The 18,231-nt window shown below is 68.1% G+C and carries 19 protein-coding genes; 11 read left to right on the plus strand and 8 right to left on the minus strand.

Translation table 11 applies throughout. The annotated features are described in order from the left end of the window. Positions 1 to 75 precede the first annotated feature (75 nt). Positions 76 to 672 (plus strand): TetR/AcrR family transcriptional regulator, encoded by a 597-nt coding sequence (locus tag B9N97_RS11470; RefSeq protein WP_244560673.1) that lies wholly within the window; start codon positions 76 to 78, stop codon positions 670 to 672. Positions 673 to 678: 6 nt separating this feature from the next. On the opposite strand, the gene B9N97_RS11475 is transcribed toward B9N97_RS11470, so the two are convergent. After that, on the minus strand, positions 679 to 2,070 hold the full coding sequence (locus B9N97_RS11475; protein ID WP_244560674.1) for an HD-GYP domain-containing protein: 1,392 nt from the start codon (positions 2,068 to 2,070) through the stop codon (positions 679 to 681). Positions 2,071 to 2,255: 185 nt separating this feature from the next. Between B9N97_RS11475 and B9N97_RS11480 the strand changes: the two genes are divergently transcribed. Beyond that, positions 2,256 to 2,729, plus strand: a complete 474-nt coding sequence (locus B9N97_RS11480; protein ID WP_085086397.1) for a YchJ family protein — start codon at positions 2,256 to 2,258, stop codon at positions 2,727 to 2,729. 27 nt (positions 2,730 to 2,756) lie between these two features. Here the strand turns inward: B9N97_RS11480 and B9N97_RS11485 are convergent, their stop codons facing one another. Together B9N97_RS11485 and B9N97_RS11490 are read right to left on the minus strand one after the other, a co-directional pair. Next, the gene (locus B9N97_RS11485; protein ID WP_085086399.1) at positions 2,757 to 3,386 is read right to left on the minus strand and encodes a YitT family protein; all 630 of its coding nucleotides are present in this window, start codon (positions 3,384 to 3,386) and stop codon (positions 2,757 to 2,759) included. Positions 3,387 to 3,400: 14 nt separating this feature from the next. Next, positions 3,401 to 4,573 carry an amino acid aminotransferase gene (locus B9N97_RS11490; RefSeq protein ID WP_085086401.1) on the minus strand — a complete coding sequence of 391 codons (1,173 nt, stop codon included), beginning with the start codon at positions 4,571 to 4,573 and terminating at the stop codon, positions 3,401 to 3,403. Positions 4,574 to 4,756: 183 nt separating this feature from the next. Here B9N97_RS11490 and kynU point away from each other — a divergent pair, with 183 nt between their 5' ends. Genes kynU through B9N97_RS11505 form a run of 3 tightly spaced genes read left to right on the plus strand, consistent with a single transcriptional unit; the run spans position 4,757 to position 7,628 of the window. Continuing rightward, positions 4,757 to 5,950 (plus strand): kynureninase, encoded by a 1,194-nt coding sequence (kynU, locus tag B9N97_RS11495; RefSeq protein ID WP_085086403.1) that lies wholly within the window; start codon positions 4,757 to 4,759, stop codon positions 5,948 to 5,950. Next, a complete protein-coding gene (gene kynA, locus B9N97_RS11500; RefSeq protein WP_085086405.1) occupies positions 5,947 to 6,798 on the plus strand; it encodes a tryptophan 2,3-dioxygenase in 852 nt (283 codons plus the stop codon). Before kynU ends, kynA begins: the two co-directional genes overlap by 4 nt. Beyond that, on the plus strand, positions 6,795 to 7,628 hold the full coding sequence (locus B9N97_RS11505) for an alpha/beta hydrolase (protein WP_085086407.1): 834 nt from the start codon (positions 6,795 to 6,797) through the stop codon (positions 7,626 to 7,628). The genes kynA and B9N97_RS11505 overlap by 4 nt, the downstream gene beginning before the upstream one ends. 6 nt (positions 7,629 to 7,634) lie before the next feature. Here the strand turns inward: B9N97_RS11505 and B9N97_RS35600 are convergent, their stop codons facing one another. Genes B9N97_RS35600 through B9N97_RS11515 form a run of 3 tightly spaced genes read right to left on the minus strand, consistent with a single transcriptional unit; the run spans position 7,635 to position 8,725 of the window. Next, complete coding sequence (locus B9N97_RS35600) at positions 7,635 to 7,790, minus strand: hypothetical protein (protein WP_167393274.1); 156 nt, start codon at positions 7,788 to 7,790, stop codon at positions 7,635 to 7,637. A gap of 21 nt (positions 7,791 to 7,811) precedes the next feature. Further along, positions 7,812 to 8,114 carry a cytochrome C oxidase subunit IV family protein gene (locus B9N97_RS11510; protein ID WP_244560675.1) on the minus strand — a complete coding sequence of 101 codons (303 nt, stop codon included), beginning with the start codon at positions 8,112 to 8,114 and terminating at the stop codon, positions 7,812 to 7,814. Positions 8,115 to 8,125: 11 nt separating this feature from the next. Further along, positions 8,126 to 8,725, minus strand: a complete 600-nt coding sequence (locus tag B9N97_RS11515) for a cytochrome c oxidase subunit 3 (RefSeq protein WP_085086409.1) — start codon at positions 8,723 to 8,725, stop codon at positions 8,126 to 8,128. A 237-nt stretch (positions 8,726 to 8,962) separates the two neighbouring features. Here B9N97_RS11515 and B9N97_RS11520 point away from each other — a divergent pair, with 237 nt between their 5' ends. The 6 genes from B9N97_RS11520 (at position 8,963) to nirK (ending at position 15,482) form a co-directional block, all read left to right on the plus strand. Continuing rightward, the gene (locus B9N97_RS11520; protein ID WP_085086411.1) at positions 8,963 to 9,415 is read left to right on the plus strand and encodes a c-type cytochrome; all 453 of its coding nucleotides are present in this window, start codon (positions 8,963 to 8,965) and stop codon (positions 9,413 to 9,415) included. Between the two features lie 13 nt (positions 9,416 to 9,428). Next, entirely contained in the window at positions 9,429 to 10,778 is a 1,350-nt protein-coding gene (locus B9N97_RS11525) for a cbb3-type cytochrome c oxidase subunit I (protein WP_085086413.1), read from the plus strand. Between the two features lie 65 nt (positions 10,779 to 10,843). Then, positions 10,844 to 11,671 (plus strand): CbbQ/NirQ/NorQ/GpvN family protein, encoded by an 828-nt coding sequence (locus B9N97_RS11530; RefSeq protein WP_085086415.1) that lies wholly within the window; start codon positions 10,844 to 10,846, stop codon positions 11,669 to 11,671. Between the two features lie 107 nt (positions 11,672 to 11,778). Next, positions 11,779 to 13,698, plus strand: a complete 1,920-nt coding sequence (locus B9N97_RS11535) for a nitric oxide reductase activation protein NorD (RefSeq protein ID WP_085086417.1) — start codon at positions 11,779 to 11,781, stop codon at positions 13,696 to 13,698. 20 nt (positions 13,699 to 13,718) lie between these two features. Beyond that, complete coding sequence (mog, locus tag B9N97_RS11540) at positions 13,719 to 14,267, plus strand: molybdopterin adenylyltransferase (protein ID WP_085086419.1); 549 nt, start codon at positions 13,719 to 13,721, stop codon at positions 14,265 to 14,267. 147 nt (positions 14,268 to 14,414) lie between these two features. Continuing rightward, the gene (gene nirK / locus B9N97_RS11545; protein ID WP_085086421.1) at positions 14,415 to 15,482 is read left to right on the plus strand and encodes a copper-containing nitrite reductase; all 1,068 of its coding nucleotides are present in this window, start codon (positions 14,415 to 14,417) and stop codon (positions 15,480 to 15,482) included. An 87-nt stretch (positions 15,483 to 15,569) separates the two neighbouring features. Here the strand turns inward: nirK and kdpC are convergent, their stop codons facing one another. Beyond that, a complete protein-coding gene (gene kdpC, locus B9N97_RS11550) occupies positions 15,570 to 16,163 on the minus strand; it encodes a potassium-transporting ATPase subunit KdpC (RefSeq protein WP_085086423.1) in 594 nt (197 codons plus the stop codon). 13 nt (positions 16,164 to 16,176) lie between these two features. Continuing rightward, positions 16,177 to 18,222 (minus strand): potassium-transporting ATPase subunit KdpB, encoded by a 2,046-nt coding sequence (gene kdpB, locus B9N97_RS11555; RefSeq protein WP_143266611.1) that lies wholly within the window; start codon positions 18,220 to 18,222, stop codon positions 16,177 to 16,179. Between the last annotated feature and the right edge of the window lie 9 nt (positions 18,223 to 18,231).

Consider the following 18,231-nt stretch of genomic DNA (forward strand, 5'->3'; position numbering starts at 1 on the left):
CGGCACCAACGCCACGTCAAGAGTGAACGGTACAGTTCAGTGCAGTCATCGGAGCAAAAAGCGTCTCATCCGCCCGTGTCCTTTGACGCGAAGGCCGAGCAGATCGTCGCCGCCGCGCGGGAGGTGTTTCTGGAGCTTGGCTACGCCGCCACGTCGATGGATCAGGTGGCGCAGCAGGCGCGGGTGTCCAAGACCACCCTCTACACCCGTTTTCCGTCGAAGGAGGAGCTTTACACCGCCGTGATCTCCGCCGAATGCGAACGGCGCGGCCTGCACTTTGCGCCGGAGATGTTCGATCGCATGCCGCTGCGCGAGGTCCTGGTCCAGGTCGGCCGCCGCTTCACCGACCTTTTGTGGTCCGATGCGGCGATCCGCGTCCATCAGGCGGTGGTGGGGGAGGCGACGCGGATGCCGCTCGCCGCCCAACTCTATTTCCAGGCGGGGCCGGAGCAGGGGATCGCCAACTTCGTCGCGCTGTTCACCCGGCTGGCCGACCATGGCGTGATCGTCACCGACGACCCCGCCTTCGTCGCCCGCCAGTTCCTGGCCGCCATGCAGGGCGGCGCCTATTGCCAGCTGGTGCTCGGCCTCTGCCCCGCACCGACGGAGGAGGAGCGCCACGCCTTCGTCGACAAGGCGGTGGACCTGTTCCTGCGCGGCCTCACCGCTTAAGCCGGTTCAGGCCAGCTTGAAATAGCGCTTCACCAGCCCGCGCAGCTCCTCCCGCACCCCGTCGTCACCCATCGCGGTCAGCCGTTCATGCAGGCCGGCGGCGATGGCGGTGAAGCGGGCGAGCACCACCGGGTCGAAATGCTTGCCGGCCCCGTCGGCGAGGATGTCCATGGTGGCGGCGTAGGACATCGGTTCCTTGTAGGGACGGCGGGAGGTGAGCGCGTCGAACACGTCGGCGACGGCGAAGATGCGGGCGGCGATCGGAATTGATTCACCCTTCAGCCCGCGCGGATAGCCCGAGCCGTCGAACTTCTCGTGATGGCCGCCGACCACGTCGGCCGCATCGGCCAGCCAGTCGGACGAGCCGACGATGTCCAGCCCATGGACGACATGGGTCTTCATCACCGCGAATTCCTCGGCGTCCAGCTTGCCGGGCTTCAGCAGGATGCTGTCGGGAATGGCGATCTTGCCGACATCGTGCAGGAAGGCGCCCTTCACCAGCTGCCGGATCGCCGCCTCCTCCAGCCCCAGCGCCTCGGCCAGTCGGATGGCCAGCACCGTCACCCGGTAATTGTGGGCGTTGGTGTCGCTGTCGCGCTTGGCGATGGCGCTGCCCAGCGCCGTCAGCATGCCGATGTTGGCGTCGAGCAGGCCGCGCGACAGCCGCAGGATGCCGCGGTTGTAGGCGCCGAAGATCGGCAGCAGGACGAGCGAGGTCCCCAGCACCGACAGCGACGACACGGCGACCACAGTGGCGGTGTCGCGCAGGATCTCGTGCGACCGGCGGGCCGAGAGCTGGAAGACGCTTTCGAAATAGCCGAGCAGCCGGCCATCGGAATCGAGCAGCGGCTCCATCGTCTGGATGAAGATGTGCCCGTCCAGCGTGAAGCGGTCATAGATCGCATCGCCGTTGGCGGGGAAGCCGTGCCGGGTGGCGGACAGGCGCTGTTCCGCCCATTCCGCGCCGGGTGCGACATAGTCTGCCGTCTTCCGATGGTCCGGTGCATAAAGCTCCGCGACGATGAAGTGGCCGTCGCCATGGTTCAGGCGCAACCCGTTGCGACTGGCCATGAAGATTTGCAGCGATGCCTCCAATTCCGAATCGGCCGCGCCGGCCGCGAGCGACGAACGGGCTTCGTTCAGGAAAGCCGCCGATTCCTCCCGCGCCAGTTCGACGACCCGGCCGTCGGCGATCTCGACCTCGACCAGGAAGGCGATGCCGCCGACCGCCAGCGCCAGGAAAAGGGCGGCGCCGGCCAGCCGCAGCAGGACCGCGCGGGCGGTGGGCAACCGCATCGTCGCCACATCGGCATGGCGGCCGGACAGGGACCTGAAAAGCAGGCTGAGCCGACGCCGTTCGCCCGTCGCCGTCATCGTGCTGCCGATCCGCACGCTCATCGTCACACCCCGTTTGCGCCATATCCTGCTTGAGGACCGGCCGATCTAGACGACGCCCACGCCAAGCGTCAATATCGCCGGCCCGGGTCACAGGATCCGGCGGGAGATGTTGAGACGGCGTTAAGTTCTGGCAGGCAGCGTGCCGCCGGCCGCTATTCTATGCTTATGGAAGGAACCGTATCGTGATGTCCGCCTGCCCTTGCGGTTCGGGTCTTGAATTCGATCGCTGCTGCGGCCCGATCCTGGCCGGGCAGCCCGCCTCCTCCGCCGAAGCGCTGATGCGCTCGCGCTACACCGCTTTCGTCCGCCACGACATCGACCATATCGAGCGCAGTTGCGCCCCGGAAACCCACGCCGCCTTCAGCCGCGCCGACGCCGTACGGATGGTGGAGGAATGTGAATGGGGTCCCTTGACCGTCATGAAGGCGGAAGAGACCGGCGACGACGGCATGGTCGAGTTCTTCCTGACCTTCCGTCGCGACGGGGAGGACTGGCCGCTGCACGAACGGTCGCGCTTCCGCCGGATCGACGGGCGCTGGCTTTATGTCGACAGCGTCCTGAATCCGAAGGACCCGCCGCGCCGCGTGGTGAAGGTCGGCCGCAACGACCCCTGCCCTTGCGGTTCGGGGCGCAAGCACAAGGCCTGCTGCGGGCGGTGAACGTCCAGCGCCCGCAGCCTTCACGCCTCAGCTGATGCCGAGATAACGCCCCGGCTTGTGATTGATCGCCAGTGTGATGTTGACGATGACCGCCCCAAGGATCGACAGCAGCAGCCGGTCCGGTGCCAGCACGAAGAAGGCGCCGCCCAGGATGGCGAGATCGACACCGAGCTGGAAATAGCCGGCGCGGATGCCGTAGCGCTCTTGCAGGTAGATCGCCAGGATGTTGACGCCGCCCAGGCCGGTGCGGTGGCGGAACAGCATCAGCAGGCCGGTGCCGCACAGGCCGCTGCCCACCACCGTGGCATAGACCGGGTCCAGATGGGTGAAGCCCACCCACTGGTCGGTCAGGCGGGAGAACAGGGTCACCAGCGCCACCGCGATGAAGGTGCGGACGGTGAACTTCCAGCCCAGCCGCTTCCAGGCCAGCCAGTAGAAGGGCAGGTTGATCACGAAGAAGATGATGCCGAACTGTACCTTGGTGACGTAGCTCAGCAGCAGTGCCAAGCCGGCGGTGCTGCCCGTCAGCAGCATCGTCTTGGAATAGATCAGCATGCCCAGCGCGATGAACAGCGTGCCCATCAGCATGGCGAGCGCATCTTCATACAGCTGGTGGCGCTCCACCGCGGCGGGCGGGACCTGGAGGGTCGCGGCCATCGTCGTCCGTCCTCTCAGCGCAGGGCGGCGAACTTCGCCACCACGTCGTCCACCTCGGCCGTCTTCAGGCCGGCGATGTTGATGCGGCCGGAGGTCGGCATGTAGATGGCATGGTCGGCGCGCAGGCGCAGCACCTCCGCCTCGGTCAGCGGCAGCAGGGAGAACATGCCCTCCTGCTCCGCCACCGCCGCCAGGGCGGGGAAGGCGCCGGCCAGCCCGGCGGCCAGCTTGCGGCGGATGCCGGTGATGCGGGCGCGCATGGCGTCCAACTCGGCGGTCCAGTCGGCGGTCAGGGCGTCGTCGCTCAGGATGGTGCGGACCACGGCGGCGCCATGGTCGGGCGGCATCGAATAGCTGGTGCGGGCCAGCGCCATCAGGTTGGACTTGGCAAGCTCGGCGGCGGCCGGCGCGGCGGCGACGGCGAAGATGGCGCCGGTGCGCTCGCGGTAGAGGCCGAAGGACTTGGAAGACGACACGGCGACCAGCGTTTCCGGCACGGCGCCGATCAGGTGGCGCAAGCCTTCCGCATCCTCGTCCAGCCCGCGGCCGAAGCCCTGATAGGCGAGATCGACCAGCGGCAGCACGCCGCGCTTTTCCAGCACCGCCGCGATCGTCTTCCACTGGTCGAGCGACAGCGGCGCGCCGGTCGGGTTGTGGCAGCTGCCGTGCAGCAGGGCGACGTCGCCGGGCTGCGCCGCCTCAAACGCCGCGACCATGCGGTCGAACAGCACGGTCTGGCCGGCGGTGTCGAAGAAGGGATGGCTCACCACCTCCAGTCCGGCGGCGGCGAAGATGCCGACATGGTTGGGCCAGGTCGGCTGGCCGACCAGCACGCGCTTCGACCCGCCGCGCAGGACCAGATCGGCGGCCAGACGCAGGGCGCCCGACCCGCCGGGGGTCTGCACGCCGGCGGCGGTGACCTTCGTCCCGGCTTCGCCGCCGACCAGCGACCACAGCCGCTCCAGATAGCCGGCGTCGCCCTCCAGCCCCAGATAGGACTTGCTGTCCTGCCCGTCGAGAAGCAGCCGTTCCGCCGCCTTGACCGCGCGGAAGACCGGGGTGCGCCCCTCCTCGTCACGGTAGACCCCGACGCCGAGATCGACCTTGCCCGGCCGCGGATCCTGCTTGTAGAGGCCGATCAGGGCGAGCAGGGCGTCGTCGGGCTGGCGGGAAAGCGCGTTGAACATGGCGGTGCGTCCGGTCCTTGGTGGCGGTGAGTGCGGCCGGGTGGTCCGGCCGGTGCGATCCTCCACTTTCGCGGCCTCCGGGACAATGGTGAATTCGTTTCGTCTGATACGCTTGAGCATCGCAACGATTTGCAAAGCCATCGATTGCCGGGCATCCTCAACCGGGAAGGAGCAGTCAGATCGATGACCGATTTTCAGAAGACCCGCGCCCGCTTCCGCATTCCGGACGGGGTGATCTATCTCGACGGCAACTCGCTGGGGCCGCTGCCCATCGGGGTGGAGGAGCGGGTGGCCCGCACCCTGGCCGACGAGTGGGGCGGCCAGCTGATCCGCGGCTGGAACAGCGCCGGCTGGATGGTGCAGCCGGGCAAGGTCGGCGACCGCATCGCCCGGCTGGTCGGCGCGCCGGCGGGCAGTGTCGTGGTCGGCGACACCCTGTCGATCAAGGTCTATCAGGCGCTGGCCGCCGCACTGGCGATGCGGCCCGACCGCCGGGTCATCCTGTCCGACAGCGGCAACTTCCCCACCGACCTCTACATGGCGGAGGGGCTGATCGAAACGCTGGGCCGCGGCCATGTCCTGAAGGTGGTGGCGCCGGATGAGGTGGAGGGCGCCATCGGCGAGGATGTCGCCGTGCTGATGCTGACCCAGGTCGATTACCGGACCGGGCGGCTGCACGACATGGCGGCGCTGACCGCCAAGGCCCATGCGGCGGGCGTGGTGACGGTGTGGGACCTCGCCCATTCCGCCGGTGCGCTGCCGGTCGATCTGGCCGGCGCCGGGGCCGATTTCGCGGTCGGCTGCACCTACAAATATTTGAATGGCGGGCCGGGCGCGCCAGCCTTCATCTATGTCGCCCCGCAACATGCCGAGACGGCGCGGCCGGCCCTGTCCGGCTGGATGGGGCACGAGGCGCCCTTCGCCTTCGACCCCTCCTACCGCCCCGGTGCGGGGGTGGAGCGCATGCGCGTCGGCACCCCGCCGGTGATTGCGCTGGCGGCACTCGAGGCCGCGCTGGATGTCTGGGACGATGTCGACATGGCCGATGTCCGCAGCACCTCCATCGCGCTGTGCGACCTGTTCATCGAACTGGTCGAGGCGCAGTGCCCGATGCTGGAACTGGTCTCCCCGCGCGAGGGCTGCCGGCGCGGCAGCCAGGTGTCGTTCCGCCATCCGCAGGGCTACGCCATCATGCAGGCGCTGATCGACCGACGCGTGATCGGCGACTTCCGCGCGCCCGACGTGCTGCGCTTCGGCTTCACCCCGCTCTACATCGGCGAGGCTGAGGTGCAGGGCGCCGTCGCGATTCTGAAGCAGGTGATGGACGGCGGACTTTGGGACCGGCCCGAATACCACAAGAAGGCGATTGTGACATGAGCGGGCAGGACAAGAGGGGGCCCTACGATCCGGCGTCCGAGGGCGCGCAGATGGCCTTCGACGGGCGGATGTCCTACGGCGACTATCTGCAGCTTGACCGCATCCTGGGGGCGCAGCTCCCGCGCTCCGCCGCCCATGACGAGATGCTGTTCATCATCCAGCACCAGACGTCGGAGCTGTGGATGCGGCTGGCCGTCTACGAGATCCGCGCCGCCCGCGAGGCGATCCGCGAGGACCGGCTGTCGCCCGCCTTCAAGATGCTGGCCCGCGTCGCCCGCATCTTTGAACAGTTGAACTCGGCCTGGGACGTGCTGCGCACGATGACGCCCAGCGAATACACCCGTTTCCGCGACGATCTCGGCCAGTCATCCGGCTTCCAGTCCTACCAGTACCGGGAGATCGAATTCCTGTTGGGCAACCGCAACCCGGCGATGCTGCGGCCCCATGCGCACCGTCCGGAGATCCACGCGCTGCTGGAACAGGAACTGTCCCGCCCCAGCCTGTATGACGAGGCGCTGCGCCTGCTCGCCCGCAACGGCATTCCCGTCCCGGCGGAGGTGCTGGAGCGTGACGTGTCGCAGACCCACCAGCCCCATGACGGCGTGACCGAGGCGTGGCGGGTCATCTACCAGTCGCCCGAAACCCACTGGCCGCTCTACGAACTGGCCGAGAAGCTGGTGGATTTCGAAGATTACTTCCGCCGCTGGCGCTTCAACCATGTCACGACGGTGGAGCGGGTGATCGGCTTCAAGCGCGGCACCGGCGGGACCGGCGGGGTGTCCTATCTGCGCAACATGCTGGCGGTGGAGCTTTTCCCGGAACTCTGGCGGGTGAGGACAGTGCTTTGACGGGTTTGCACAGGATCGCGGATTGGGACGACGCCTACAGCAACAGCGCCTACATCCCCGGCGGCGACACCTATCCCGCCCGCTGGGCGGAGCGGGCCGCCGCCTTCCGGGCGGAGCTTGCCGGCGCCGGCCGGGCGGAGCCGGACCTGCCCTATGGCGAGGGGGAGCGGGAGCGCTACGACCTGTTCCGGCCGGAGGGGCCAGCCAAGGGAACGGTGGTCTTCGTCCATGGCGGCTATTGGATGGCCTTCGACAAGGGGCGCTGGTCGCATCTGGCGGCCGGGCCGCTCGCACGCGGCTGGGCGGTTGCCATGCCAAGCTACACGCTCTGTCCGGAGAACCGCATCGCCGGCATCACCCGGCAGGTGGCGCGGGCGGTGGAGGCCATCGCAAAGGCCGAGGCCGGGCCGCTGCGCCTGACCGGCCATTCCGCCGGCGGCCATCTGGTCAGCCGGCTCGCCTGCGCCGATGCTCCACTGTCGGAGGAGGTAAGGGCGCGGGTGGAGCATGTCGTTTCCATCAGCGGCCTGCACGATCTGCGTCCGCTGCTGAACACCCGCATGAACGCCACGCTGCGGCTGGACGAGGCGGAGGCCGCGGCGGAAAGTCCGGCGCTGCTGCGTCCCCGGCCGGGCACCGGCATCACCTGCTGGGTGGGGGCCGACGAGCGGCCGGAGTTCGTCCGCCAGTCGGAACTGCTCGCCAACATCTGGCTCGGGCTGGGCGCCGCCACGGCGCTGCGGCTGGCCGAGGGGCGCCACCATTTCGACGTCATCGACGATCTCGCCGATCCGGACTCCGAACTGGTGGAGACCCTGCTGACGGCGTAAGCGGGATCACTGGGTAAAGAACATTGCGGCGAAGACGGCGGCGGTGGCGGCGATCACCGTCACCAGCCCGTTGCGCCCCAGCGCGCGCTGGCGGTAGAGCGCCACCGCCACCACGGTAACGGCGACGCTGGTCAGGATCAGTCCGAGCTTGGCTTCGGTCATGGCGATATCCCCTGGTCTTTATCAGTGCGGGCCGATCCAGCCCAGCGCGCCGGCGGCGGTGACCAGCAGGATGGCCCCGCACAGCAGCACCAGCCAGCCGGTCATCGCCAGCCGCCAGCCCGGGCCGGCCTGATCCAATTCCAGGTAATGCAGAAGGATTTCCCGTCCCTTCGCCACGGCCAGCGCCAGCAGCAGCGCCGCGCCGGCGATGCCGACGCTGCCGCCCGCGTCGCCATGGCGGGCGAACAGCAGGGTGATGGCGGTCAATCCCATCAGCACCAGCCAGGACAGCGTCAGCCGGTCGATCTTCTTGAAATGCGTCATGGCCGGTCTCCTCAGCGGATCAGATAGACGAGCGGGTAGAGGATCACCCAGACCAGATCGACCATGTGCCAGAAGGCCGCCCCGGTCTCCAGATTCTCCACCAGCGTGTCGCGCCCGGACCGGCTGACCAGCAGCAGGATGACGATTCCCAGCACCACATGCAGCGCGTGGAAGCCGGTCAGCAGGAAATAGAGGGTGAAGAAGCTGTCGGTGTCGATGGTCAGGCCGGCGCCCAGCGTCGCCGAATATTCCATCGCCTTAACCGCCAGGAACACCGATCCGACCGCCGCCGCCATCAGCATCGCCCGCCGCGCCTGCGCCACCGCGCCGCGCCGGCCGGCGGCGACGCCGCGGGCGGCCAGATAGCCGCTGGTCACCAGCACCATGGTGTTCAGCGCCCCCGCCGTGCCGTTCAGATGGGCCTGACCCGCGGCGAAGATCGCCGGGTCCAGCACGCGGGCGATGGCGAAGCCGATGAAGGCGGCGCCGAACACCGCGAGTTCGCTGAAGATCAGGATCCACATCATCAGGTTACCGGGCAGGGCGGCGAGGCCGACCGCCCGTTCTTCGGATCGCGTCAGTTCCAGGCCCGTCATCTCGATGTCGGCCATACCCAAGTCCCCGTGTCCAAACCTTGTCATCACGTGTGCGAACGATAATCCCGTGCACCGCCGGCCGGCTTGACCGCGGTCAAGGAATGACCTTCCGCCACGGTCAATTATTCGCCCGACCCGTGGCGGTAAGACGCTGCGACGCCCGGCTTCAGACCCTCCGGCTTCGCGCACCCAACGCCTCCCGAACCGACCCCCACTCGACCGACAGATCGAGATTTCCAGGGATCCCGAGCGATGACCGAACGCTTCACCAAGGCGGCCGCGCGAAACATCTTCTACGGCGGATCGCTGTTCTTCTTCGCGACATTCGTCGCGATGACCGCGCTCAGCCACAATTACATCGTCAACACCAGCACCGATAAGAAGGGACTGACCGAGGCGGTCGCCCGCGGCAAGCATGTGTGGGAGAAGAACTCCTGCATCAACTGCCACACGCTGCTGGGCGAGGGCGCCTATTTCGCCCCCGAACTGGGCAATGTCTGGCTCCGCTACGGCGGCGACAAGGACCCCGAGGGCGCCGTGATGGCGCTGAAAGGCTGGATGGCGGCCCAGCCTTCCGGGATCGAGGGCCGGCGCCAGATGCCGCAGTTCAACCTGACCGAAAAAGAGGTCGAGGATCTCGCCGCCTTCCTGGAATGGACCAGCCGCATCAACACCCAGAACTGGCCGCCCAAGCTGTCGGGCTGAGGAGATTTCCGTCATGAAGTACGAATCGCAAAAAGTCGCCCTCTATTACTTCGCGGCGGCCATGGGACTGTTCGGTGTGCAGATCCTGGTGGGTCTCCTGGCCGGCACCGTCTATGTGCTGCCCAACACGATGTCGGAGCTGCTGCCCTTCAACGTCATCCGGATGATCCACACCAACGCGTTGATCGTCTGGCTGCTGATCGGCTTTTTCGGCGCCGCCTACTACCTGATCCCGGAAGAGGCGGAGACGGAGCTGCACAGCCCGAAGCTGGCGCTGATCCAGCTCAGCCTGTTCGTCTTCGGCGCGCTGGCCGCCGTCGTCGGCTATGTCTTCCGCATCCATGAGGGGCGCGAGTTCCTGGAACAGCCGATGTGGATCAAGGCCGCCATCGTCGTCGTGGCGCTGATGTTCCTCTACAACGTCACGCTGACGGTGCTGAAGGGCCGCCGCACGGTCATCACCAACATCCTGCTGGTGGGCATGTGGGGCATCGCGCTCTTCTTCCTGTTCTCCTTCTACAACCCGGCCAACCTGTCGCTGGACAAGATGTACTGGTGGTACGTCGTCCATCTGTGGGTCGAGGGCGTGTGGGAACTGGTCCTGGCCTCCATCCTCGCCTTCCTGATGATCAAGATGACCGGCGTCGACCGTGAAGTGGTCGAGAAGTGGCTCTATGCCATGGTCGGCCTCGCCCTGTTCAGCGGCATCCTCGGCACCGGCCACCATTATTACTGGATCGGCACGCCCGGCTACTGGCAGTGGATCGGCTCGCTGTTCTCCACGCTGGAAGTCGCCCCCTTCTTCACCATGGTCGTCTTCGCCTTCATGATGGTGTGGAAGAGCGGCCGTCGTCACCCAAACAAGGCGGCGATGCTGTGGTCGCTGGGCTGCGCGGTCTTCGCCTTCTTCGGCGCCGGGCTGTGGGGCTTCCTGCACACGCTGGCCCCGATCAACTACTACACCCACGGTACCCAGGTGACCGCGGCGCACGGGCACCTCGCCTTCTACGGCGCCTATGCGATGATCAACCTCGCCATCATCACCTACGCCATGCCCTACCTGCGCGGCCGGGCGCCCTACAACCAGACCCTCAACATCTGGAGCTTCTGGCTGATGAGCGGCGGCATGGCCTTCATGACCTTCGCCCTGACCGCCGCCGGCATCGTGCAGACCCACCTGCAGCGCGTGATGGGGCTGGGCTACATGGAGGTGCAGGAGCAGATCGCCATGTTCTACTGGCTGCGTCTGGGCGGCGGCGTCGCCGTCGGGATCGGCGTGCTGGTCTACCTCTATGCCGTCTTCGGCCCGGCCCGCGAGGAGCGTCCGGCGGCCGTCGCCGGCAACCTGCAGGCGGCCGAGTAAGCCTCGAACCTCCGGCCCCCGTCCCTCATCCGCGGCGGGGGCCGTCCGTTTTCCAGGAGTGTCATATGATCCGCAGCGCCGCCCCGTTTACCGTCGTGCCTGAAGCCGCCGCCGGCGCCGATCTGCCCTACTATCAGCCGACGGGCGACGAGTGCGCGCTGTTCGAGCATGCCTACACCCACCGCCTGCCGCTTCTGCTGAAGGGGCCGACCGGCTGCGGCAAGACCCGCTTTGTCGCCCATATGGCCGCCAAGCTGGGCCGGCCGCTCTACACCGTGTCCTGCCACGACGATTTGACCGCCGCCGACCTGACCGGCCGCTATCTGCTGAAAGGCGGCGATACGGTCTGGGCGGATGGGCCGCTGACCCGCGCCGTCCGTGAGGGTGCCATCTGCTATCTCGACGAGGTGGTGGAGGCGCGCAAGGACGTCACCGTCGTGCTGCATCCGCTGACCGACGACCGCCGCATCCTGCCGCTGGACCGCACCGGGGAGACGCTGGAGGCGCCCGCGGGCTTCATGCTGGTGGTGTCCTACAACCCCGGCTACCAGAATGTGCTGAAGGCGCTGAAGCCCAGCACCCGCCAGCGCTTCCTGGCCGTCGAGTTCGATTTCCCGTCGCCCGAACGCGAGATCCCCATCGTCGCCACCGAAAGCGGCCTGCCCGAAAACCGCGTCGCCCCGCTGGTCCGCCTCGCCAACGCGCTGCGCGCGCTGAAGGGCCAGGATCTGGAAGAGGGCGTGTCGACCCGCCTGCTGATCTACTGCGCCACGCTGATCCGCTCCGGCATGAAGCCGGAACGCGCCATCCGCGCCGCCCTGATCGAACCGCTGACCGACGATCCGGACATCCGCGCCGCCCTGCTGCGCGTGGCCGAGGTCACGCTGGGATAGGGACGGCCGGGGGACCGCAGAATCCCCTCTCCCCCCGGGGAGAGGGGATTGCCGCCGGCTCGGAGATGTAACGGCGGCCGATGAAAGCCGCTATCTGGGAGCGCGTCATGCTGGAGTTCTTCGAACCGGAAGAGACCGTCGGCCGTTTGTGGCACCGCCTGATCGGCGGACGGTCGAGCTACCCGCATCATCCGGACGCCGCGGTGAAGCTGGAGGCCATGCGCCCGCGGCTGGCGGTGTTCTTCCGGGCGCTGGGCGGCGACCGCGGGGTGCGGCTTGCCGCCGGGACCGCGGCGGTGTCGGGGCACCGGCTGTCGCTGCTCGGCCGCATCGGGCTGGGGGAGGAGCGGGTGGAGCGGGCGGCGCTGGACGGCAATGTGCTGCAACTGCCGACGACCATCGACCTGTTCCCCGATCCGGCGCTGAACGAGCGGCTCTATGAATGGCTCGCCGCCTTCTTCGCCCATGCCGCCGAGGCCGAGCCGGTGCCCGCCGACCCGCTGCAGGCCGACCTGCAGTCGCTGCGCAGCGCGGCGGCGACCACGGTGCGGGTGCTGGCCCGCTGGCCCGGCCTGTCAGCCATGCACGAGGAACTGTCCCGTGCCGTCGCCGTCACTCGGCCGGCCCGCCGCCTTCCGCCGGTGGAGGCGGATGTCGAGCGTGCCGTCCTGGCGCTGCTCGGCGCCGGCGCCGTCACCAGTGAAGGCGCGCGCATGCTGGCGCCCACCGTCCCGCTGTCGGACTTCACCGCCCCCTACGGCTATGCCCGCATGCTGCCGGTGCCGCTGTGGGGGCAGGTGTCGCCAAGTGCCGGGCACAATGCCGCCGCCGCGGTGGACAGCCCCGGCGAAGGCGGGCAGGCGGCGGAGGGCGACCAGCGCCGCCGCGCCGCGACCCGCCGCCAGACCGACCAGATCCAGCGCACCGATCCGCTGATCCTCAACCGCTTCGAAAAGATGCTGAGCCTCGCCGAGGCGCTGAACATCCCGCGTGCCGTCGATGACGACGACGCGGAGAATGCCCGCAAGGCCGCCGACGACCTCGACGAGATCGCGGTCGGCGCGCACCAGCGCAAGGCGTCGACGACGCTGAAGCTCGACCTCGACCTCGGCGCGCCGGCGGTGGACGACACGCCGCTCGCGGCGACCCTCAGCTATCCGGAATGGGACCATGGCCGGCAGGCCCATCTCCCCAACCATTGCCGGGTGATCGCCGAGACGGCGCCGGCCGAGGGCGAGTCCTGGCAGCCCGACGCCGCGGCGCAACGCCGCATCCGTCAGGTCCGCCGCCAGTTCGAGGCGCTGCGCCCGCGCCGCATGCTGTTCACCGGCCAGCCCGACGGCGACGAGCTGGATCTGGCCGCCCTGGTGCGCAGCCGGGCCGATCTCCAGGCCGGCGGCTGCGGCAGCGACCGCGTGCACCAGCAGGTGCGCAGCGCCGCCCGCGATCTGGCGGTGGCGGTGCTGGTCGACGGTTCGCTCTCCACCGACGGCTGGATCGAGGGCCGCCGCGTCCTGGATGTGGAGAAGGAGGCGTTGCTGGCGCTGACCCACGGCCTGACGGCCTGCGGCGACGACCATGCGCTCTATTCCTTCACCTCGCGCCGACGCGACTGGGTGCGGGTGCAGACGCTGAAGGGCTTCGAGGAACCGCTGGGCGCCGCCGTCACCCGCCGCATCGGGGCGCTGAAGCCCGGCTATTACACCCGCATGGGGGCGGCGATCCGCCATGTCACCGCCCAGCTTGCCGACCGGCCGAACCGCCACCGGCTGCTGGTCCTGCTGACCGACGGCAAGCCCAACGACGTGGACCATTACGAAGGCCGCTATGGCATCGAGGACACCCGGCAGGCGATCCGTGAGGCGCGACGCGACGGGCTGGCGGTCTTCGCCATCACCGTCGATGCGCAGGCCCGCGACTACATCCCCTATCTGTTCGGACGCGGCGCCTATGCCATATTCCCGCAGGTTTCCCACCTGACCAAGGCGTTGCCGGCGCTCTACCGGCAGGTCGCCTGCGCCGCCTGAGCGATAAAGGACCATCGACCATGAGCGAACCGGTTAAGATCGGCCCCGTAAAAATCGGAATCGTCACCATCTCCGACCGCGCCAGCCGCGGCGTCTACGAGGACAAGGGCGGCCCGGCGATCCGGGATGAGCTGACGCGTATCATCGCCTCCCCCTGGGTGGCGCAGGCGCGGGTCATCCCGGACGAGCTGGACCTGATCGCCGCGACCCTGACCGAGTTGTGCGACGTCGCCGGCTGCGATCTGGTGGTGACCACCGGCGGCACCGGTCCCGCCCCGCGTGACGTGACGCCGGAGGCGACGGAGCGGGTCTGCGACAAGATGATGCCGGGCTTCGGCGAACTGATGCGCTCGGTCAGCCTGCGGGTCGTGCCGACCGCCATCCTGTCGCGCCAGACCGCCGGCATCCGGGGCCGCAGCCTGATCGTCAATCTGCCGGGCAAACCGTCGGCGATCCATGATTGCCTGATGGCGGTGTTTCCGGCGATCCCCTATTGCCTGGACCTGATCGGCGCCGGCCGGATCGAAACCGATCCGCAGATCTGCGTCGCATTTCGGCCGAAATCCTGAAAACGCAAAGTCATCACAGTTTGTAAGGAAATAAAGGCGGACTGCGACAAAATAGCGTTCAAGTCCTTCACTTGACGACGGTCAAGCAGAGGCATCGGGGATGGGAGGAATATTCCCTCACAAGAAACATCCAGCCGAGACGACGCCATGAAGACCAAGCTCTCCCTCGTCACCGTCAGCGCCGCCGCTCTGATGCTCCTGTCCGGTATCGGCGCCGCTTCGGCGGCCGACACGCTCTATGCCGACCCGAAGGTCAAGCAGCCCACGCTCAGCGTCGTCCAGGACCCCGCCGCCGTTCCGGCCCCGGAAAAGGCCGGCAAGCGGGCGCCGAAGACCCATAAGGTGCAGTTGACGACGACCGAGGTCGAATCCAAGCTCGATGACGGCACCAGCTATACCTACTGGACCTTCAACAACACGGTTCCCGGCCCGATGGTGCGGGTGCGGGTCGGCGATACGGTGGATGTCTCGATCTCCAACGCGCCGGAATCGACGATGAACCACTCCGTCGACTTCCATGCCGCGACCGGCTTCCTCGGCGGCGGCCAGATCACCCAGGTGGAGCCGGGCCAGACCAAGGCCTTCAGCTTCAAGGCGCTGACCCCGGGCGTCTATGTTTACCACTGCGCCACGCCGATGGTCGCCCACCACATCTCCAAGGGCATGTACGGCCTGATCGTGGTGGAACCCGAAGCCGGCCTGGCCCCGGTCGATCACGAATTCTATGTGATGCAGCAGGAAATCTATGCCACCAAGGCCAAGAACCTGGCGAATGCCGAGGATGACTATGACGGCCTCGTCAACGAGCGTCCGAGCTACCTCGTGTTCAACGGCACCGTCGGTGCGCTGACCAAGGACAAGCCGCTGAAGGCCAAAGTCGGCGAGACGGTCCGCCTGTTCTTCGGCGTCGGCGGTCCGAACCTGACCTCGTCCTTCCACGTCATCGGCGAGATCTTCGACAAGGTCTATAACCTGGGCGGCCTGGAAAGCGAGCCGTCGAAGGGCATCCAGACCGTCACCGTCGCCCCCGGCGGCGCCACCATGGTGGAATTCAAGGTCGATTATCCCGGCAAATACGCCCTGGTCGACCATGCGCTGAGCCGCGCCACCAAGGGCCTGATCGGCATCCTGGAAGTCGAAGGCAAGCCCGACGACAGCATCATCAAGGACAAGACCGGCGACAGCCGCAAGCAGATGGGCGAGATGCAGCACTGAGCACGTCGTCTGCCATGAAAAAAGCCGCTCTCCCGCAGGGGAGGGCGGCTTTTTCGTGCGTGCGTGGTCAAGCGCGACGGCCGCCGCTCAACGGCTGCTCAACTGTCCCGCAGGAAACCGTTCGTCGAGCGCCAGATTCAGCAACAGCACATTAACCCGCGGCCCGCCGAACAGGCCGAGCTGGCGGCCCTCGGTGAACTCCGCCACCAGGGCGCGGATGCGCTCGGCCGGCAGGTTGCGGGCCTTGGCGACGCGCTCCACCTGGAAGGCCGCGCCGGCCGGCGAGATGTGCGGGTCGAGGCCGCTGCCGGACGCGGTGGCGAGATCGGCCGGCACCGGACCCTGCGCGTCGGGATTGGCCGCCCGCAGCTCCGCGATCGCCTTGGCCTGCGCCTCCACCAGCGCCTTGTTGGTCGCGCCCAGATTGCCGGCGCCGCTGTTCGCCGCGTCATAGCCCTGGCCGGCCGCCGACGGGCGCGGGTGGAAATAGGCCTCCCCGGCGAAGGACTGCCCGATCAGCGAGGAGCCGACGATGCTGCCGCCGCGCTCGATCAGGCTGCCGCCGGCTTTTGCCGGAAACAGCAGCTGCGCGGCGCCGGTGACCGCCAGCGGGTAGAGAAGGCCGGTCAGCACCGTCATCACGACGATGAGGACGAAGGCCGGGCGAAGTTCCCTGGTCATGCGATGAGGCTCCTCACACGAGGCCGAGCGTGGTGATGGCCATGTCGATCAGCTTGATGCCGGCAAAGGGCACCACCAGACCGCCGAGGCCGTAGATCAGCAGGTTGCGCCGCAAGAGGCTGGCCGCATCCGCCGGGCGGTAGGCGACGCCCTTCAGCGCCAGCGGGATCAGCGCGACGATGATCAGCGCGTTGAAGATGATCGCCGACAGGATGGCGCTCTGCGGGCTGGCGAGACCCATGACGTTCAGCGCCTGCAGCTGCGGATAGGCGGCGATGAACAGCGCCGGGATGATGGCGAAATACTTCGCCACGTCGTTGGCGATGGAGAAGGTGGTCAGCGCGCCGCGGCTCATCAGCAGCTGCTTGCCGATCATGACGATCTCGATCAGCTTGGTCGGGTCGCTTTCCAGATCGACCATGTTGCCGGCCTCGCGCGCCGCCTGGGTGCCGGTGTTCATGGCAACGCCGACATCGGCCTGGGCCAGGGCCGGCGCGTCGTTGGAGCCGTCGCCGCACATGGCGACCAGCCGCCCCTCCGCCTGATAGGTGCGGATCAGCTCCAGCTTCTTTTCCGGCGTCGCCTCGGCCAGGAAATCGTCCACACCGGCCTCGGCGGCGATGGCGGCGGCGGTCAGCGGGTTGTCGCCGGTGACCATCACCGTCTTGATGCCCATGCTGCGCAGGGTCAGGAACCGCTCGCGGATGCCGGGCTTGACGATGTCCTTCAAATAAACGACGCCCAGCGCCCGGCCGTCGCGCGCCACCACCAGCGGCGTGCCGCCGGCCTTGGCCACCCGCTCCACCGCCAGCGTCAGGTCGCGGCCGGCGCTGCCAATCATCGAAATGATCGTGTCCGGCGCCCCCTTGCGGATCCGCGTGTCCGTCGCGGCGACGTCCACCCCGCTCATCCGCGTCTGGGCGGTGAACGGGATGAAGGTCAGGCCGCCGCGGTCGAGCGAGGAGGCGTCGAAGCCGAAGCGCTGACGGGCCAGCGCCACGATCGACTTGCCCTCCGGCGTGTCGTCGGCCAGCGAGGACAGGAAGGCGGCTTCGGCCAGTTCGCGTTCGGCGATGCCGCCGACCGGTATGAACTCCGCCGCCTGCCGGTTGCCCAGCGTGATGGTGCCGGTCTTGTCGAGCAGCAGCACGTCGACGTCGCCCGCCGCCTCCACCGCGCGGCCGGACTTGGCGATGACGCTGAAGCGGACCAGCCGGTCCATGCCGGCGATGCCGATGGCGGACAGCAGGCCGCCGATGGTGGTCGGGATCAGCGTCACCAGCAGCGCGATCAGGAAGGCCACCGGGATGGCGGCGCCGGAATAATCGGCGAAGGCGGGCAGGGTCATCACCACCAGCAGGAAGATGATGGACAGGCCCGCCAGCAGGATGTTCAGCGCGATCTCGTTCGGCGTCTTCTGCCGCTTGGCGCCCTCGACCAGCGCGATCATGCGGTCGAGGAAGCTTTCGCCCGGATTGGCGGTGATGCGGACGACGATGCGGTCCGACACCACCCGCGTGCCGCCGGTGACCGCCGAGCGGTCGCCGCCGGACTCGCGGATGACGGGGGCGGATTCGCCGGTGATGGCGCTTTCGTCCACCGTGGCGATGCCGGACACCACGTCGCCGTCGCCGGGAATCACGTCGCCCGCTTCGACAAGCACGAGGTCGCCGCTGCGCAGGCTGGCCGCCGGCACCGACTGGTGGGTGGTGGCGTCGGCACTGGCAACCTTCCTGGCGGCGGTCTCGGTCTTGGTCTTGCGCAGGCTGGCGGCCTGGGCCTTGCCGCGTCCCTCGGCGACCGCCTCGGCGAAATTGGCGAACAGCACGGTGAACCACAGCCACGCGGCGATCTGGCCGGAGACGCCGACGCCGGACCCGCCGGTTCCAAGCAGATCGCGCAGGACCAGAACCGTGGACAGCACGGCCACCACGGCGGTGACGAAGATGACGGGGTTCCTGACCAGCTCGCGCGGGTCCAGCTTGCGGACGGCGACGCCGGCGGCCTGAGCGGCGATCCGGGCGTCGAACAGGGAAATCTCCGAAGTGCGGTGCATCATCGGTGGCAT

This window comes from Azospirillum oryzae (assembly GCF_900177515.1).
Classification (GTDB): domain Bacteria; phylum Pseudomonadota; class Alphaproteobacteria; order Azospirillales; family Azospirillaceae; genus Azospirillum; species Azospirillum oryzae_A.

What these genes read in the sequence shown, in the direction of transcription:
- B9N97_RS11475 (WP_244560674.1), bottom strand. Translation starts at nt 2,070, where the DNA reads ATGAGCGTGCGGATCGGCAGCACGATGACGGCGACGGGCGAACGGCGT.
- B9N97_RS11480 (WP_085086397.1), top strand. Translation starts at nt 2,256, where the DNA reads ATGTCCGCCTGCCCTTGCGGTTCGGGTCTTGAATTCGATCGCTGCTGC.
- B9N97_RS11485 (WP_085086399.1), bottom strand. Translation starts at nt 3,386, where the DNA reads ATGGCCGCGACCCTCCAGGTCCCGCCCGCCGCGGTGGAGCGCCACCAG.
- B9N97_RS11490 (WP_085086401.1), bottom strand. Translation starts at nt 4,573, where the DNA reads ATGTTCAACGCGCTTTCCCGCCAGCCCGACGACGCCCTGCTCGCCCTG.
- kynU (WP_085086403.1), top strand. Translation starts at nt 4,757, where the DNA reads ATGACCGATTTTCAGAAGACCCGCGCCCGCTTCCGCATTCCGGACGGG.
- kynA (WP_085086405.1), top strand. Translation starts at nt 5,947, where the DNA reads ATGAGCGGGCAGGACAAGAGGGGGCCCTACGATCCGGCGTCCGAGGGC.
- B9N97_RS35600 (WP_167393274.1), bottom strand. Translation starts at nt 7,790, where the DNA reads ATGACCGAAGCCAAGCTCGGACTGATCCTGACCAGCGTCGCCGTTACC.
- B9N97_RS11510 (WP_244560675.1), bottom strand. Translation starts at nt 8,114, where the DNA reads ATGACGCATTTCAAGAAGATCGACCGGCTGACGCTGTCCTGGCTGGTG.
- B9N97_RS11515 (WP_085086409.1), bottom strand. Translation starts at nt 8,725, where the DNA reads ATGGCCGACATCGAGATGACGGGCCTGGAACTGACGCGATCCGAAGAA.
- B9N97_RS11520 (WP_085086411.1), top strand. Translation starts at nt 8,963, where the DNA reads ATGACCGAACGCTTCACCAAGGCGGCCGCGCGAAACATCTTCTACGGC.
- B9N97_RS11525 (WP_085086413.1), top strand. Translation starts at nt 9,429, where the DNA reads ATGAAGTACGAATCGCAAAAAGTCGCCCTCTATTACTTCGCGGCGGCC.
- B9N97_RS11530 (WP_085086415.1), top strand. Translation starts at nt 10,844, where the DNA reads ATGATCCGCAGCGCCGCCCCGTTTACCGTCGTGCCTGAAGCCGCCGCC.
- B9N97_RS11535 (WP_085086417.1), top strand. Translation starts at nt 11,779, where the DNA reads ATGCTGGAGTTCTTCGAACCGGAAGAGACCGTCGGCCGTTTGTGGCAC.
- mog (WP_085086419.1), top strand. Translation starts at nt 13,719, where the DNA reads ATGAGCGAACCGGTTAAGATCGGCCCCGTAAAAATCGGAATCGTCACC.
- nirK (WP_085086421.1), top strand. Translation starts at nt 14,415, where the DNA reads ATGAAGACCAAGCTCTCCCTCGTCACCGTCAGCGCCGCCGCTCTGATG.
- kdpC (WP_085086423.1), bottom strand. Translation starts at nt 16,163, where the DNA reads ATGACCAGGGAACTTCGCCCGGCCTTCGTCCTCATCGTCGTGATGACG.
- kdpB (WP_143266611.1), bottom strand. Translation starts at nt 18,222, where the DNA reads ATGATGCACCGCACTTCGGAGATTTCCCTGTTCGACGCCCGGATCGCC.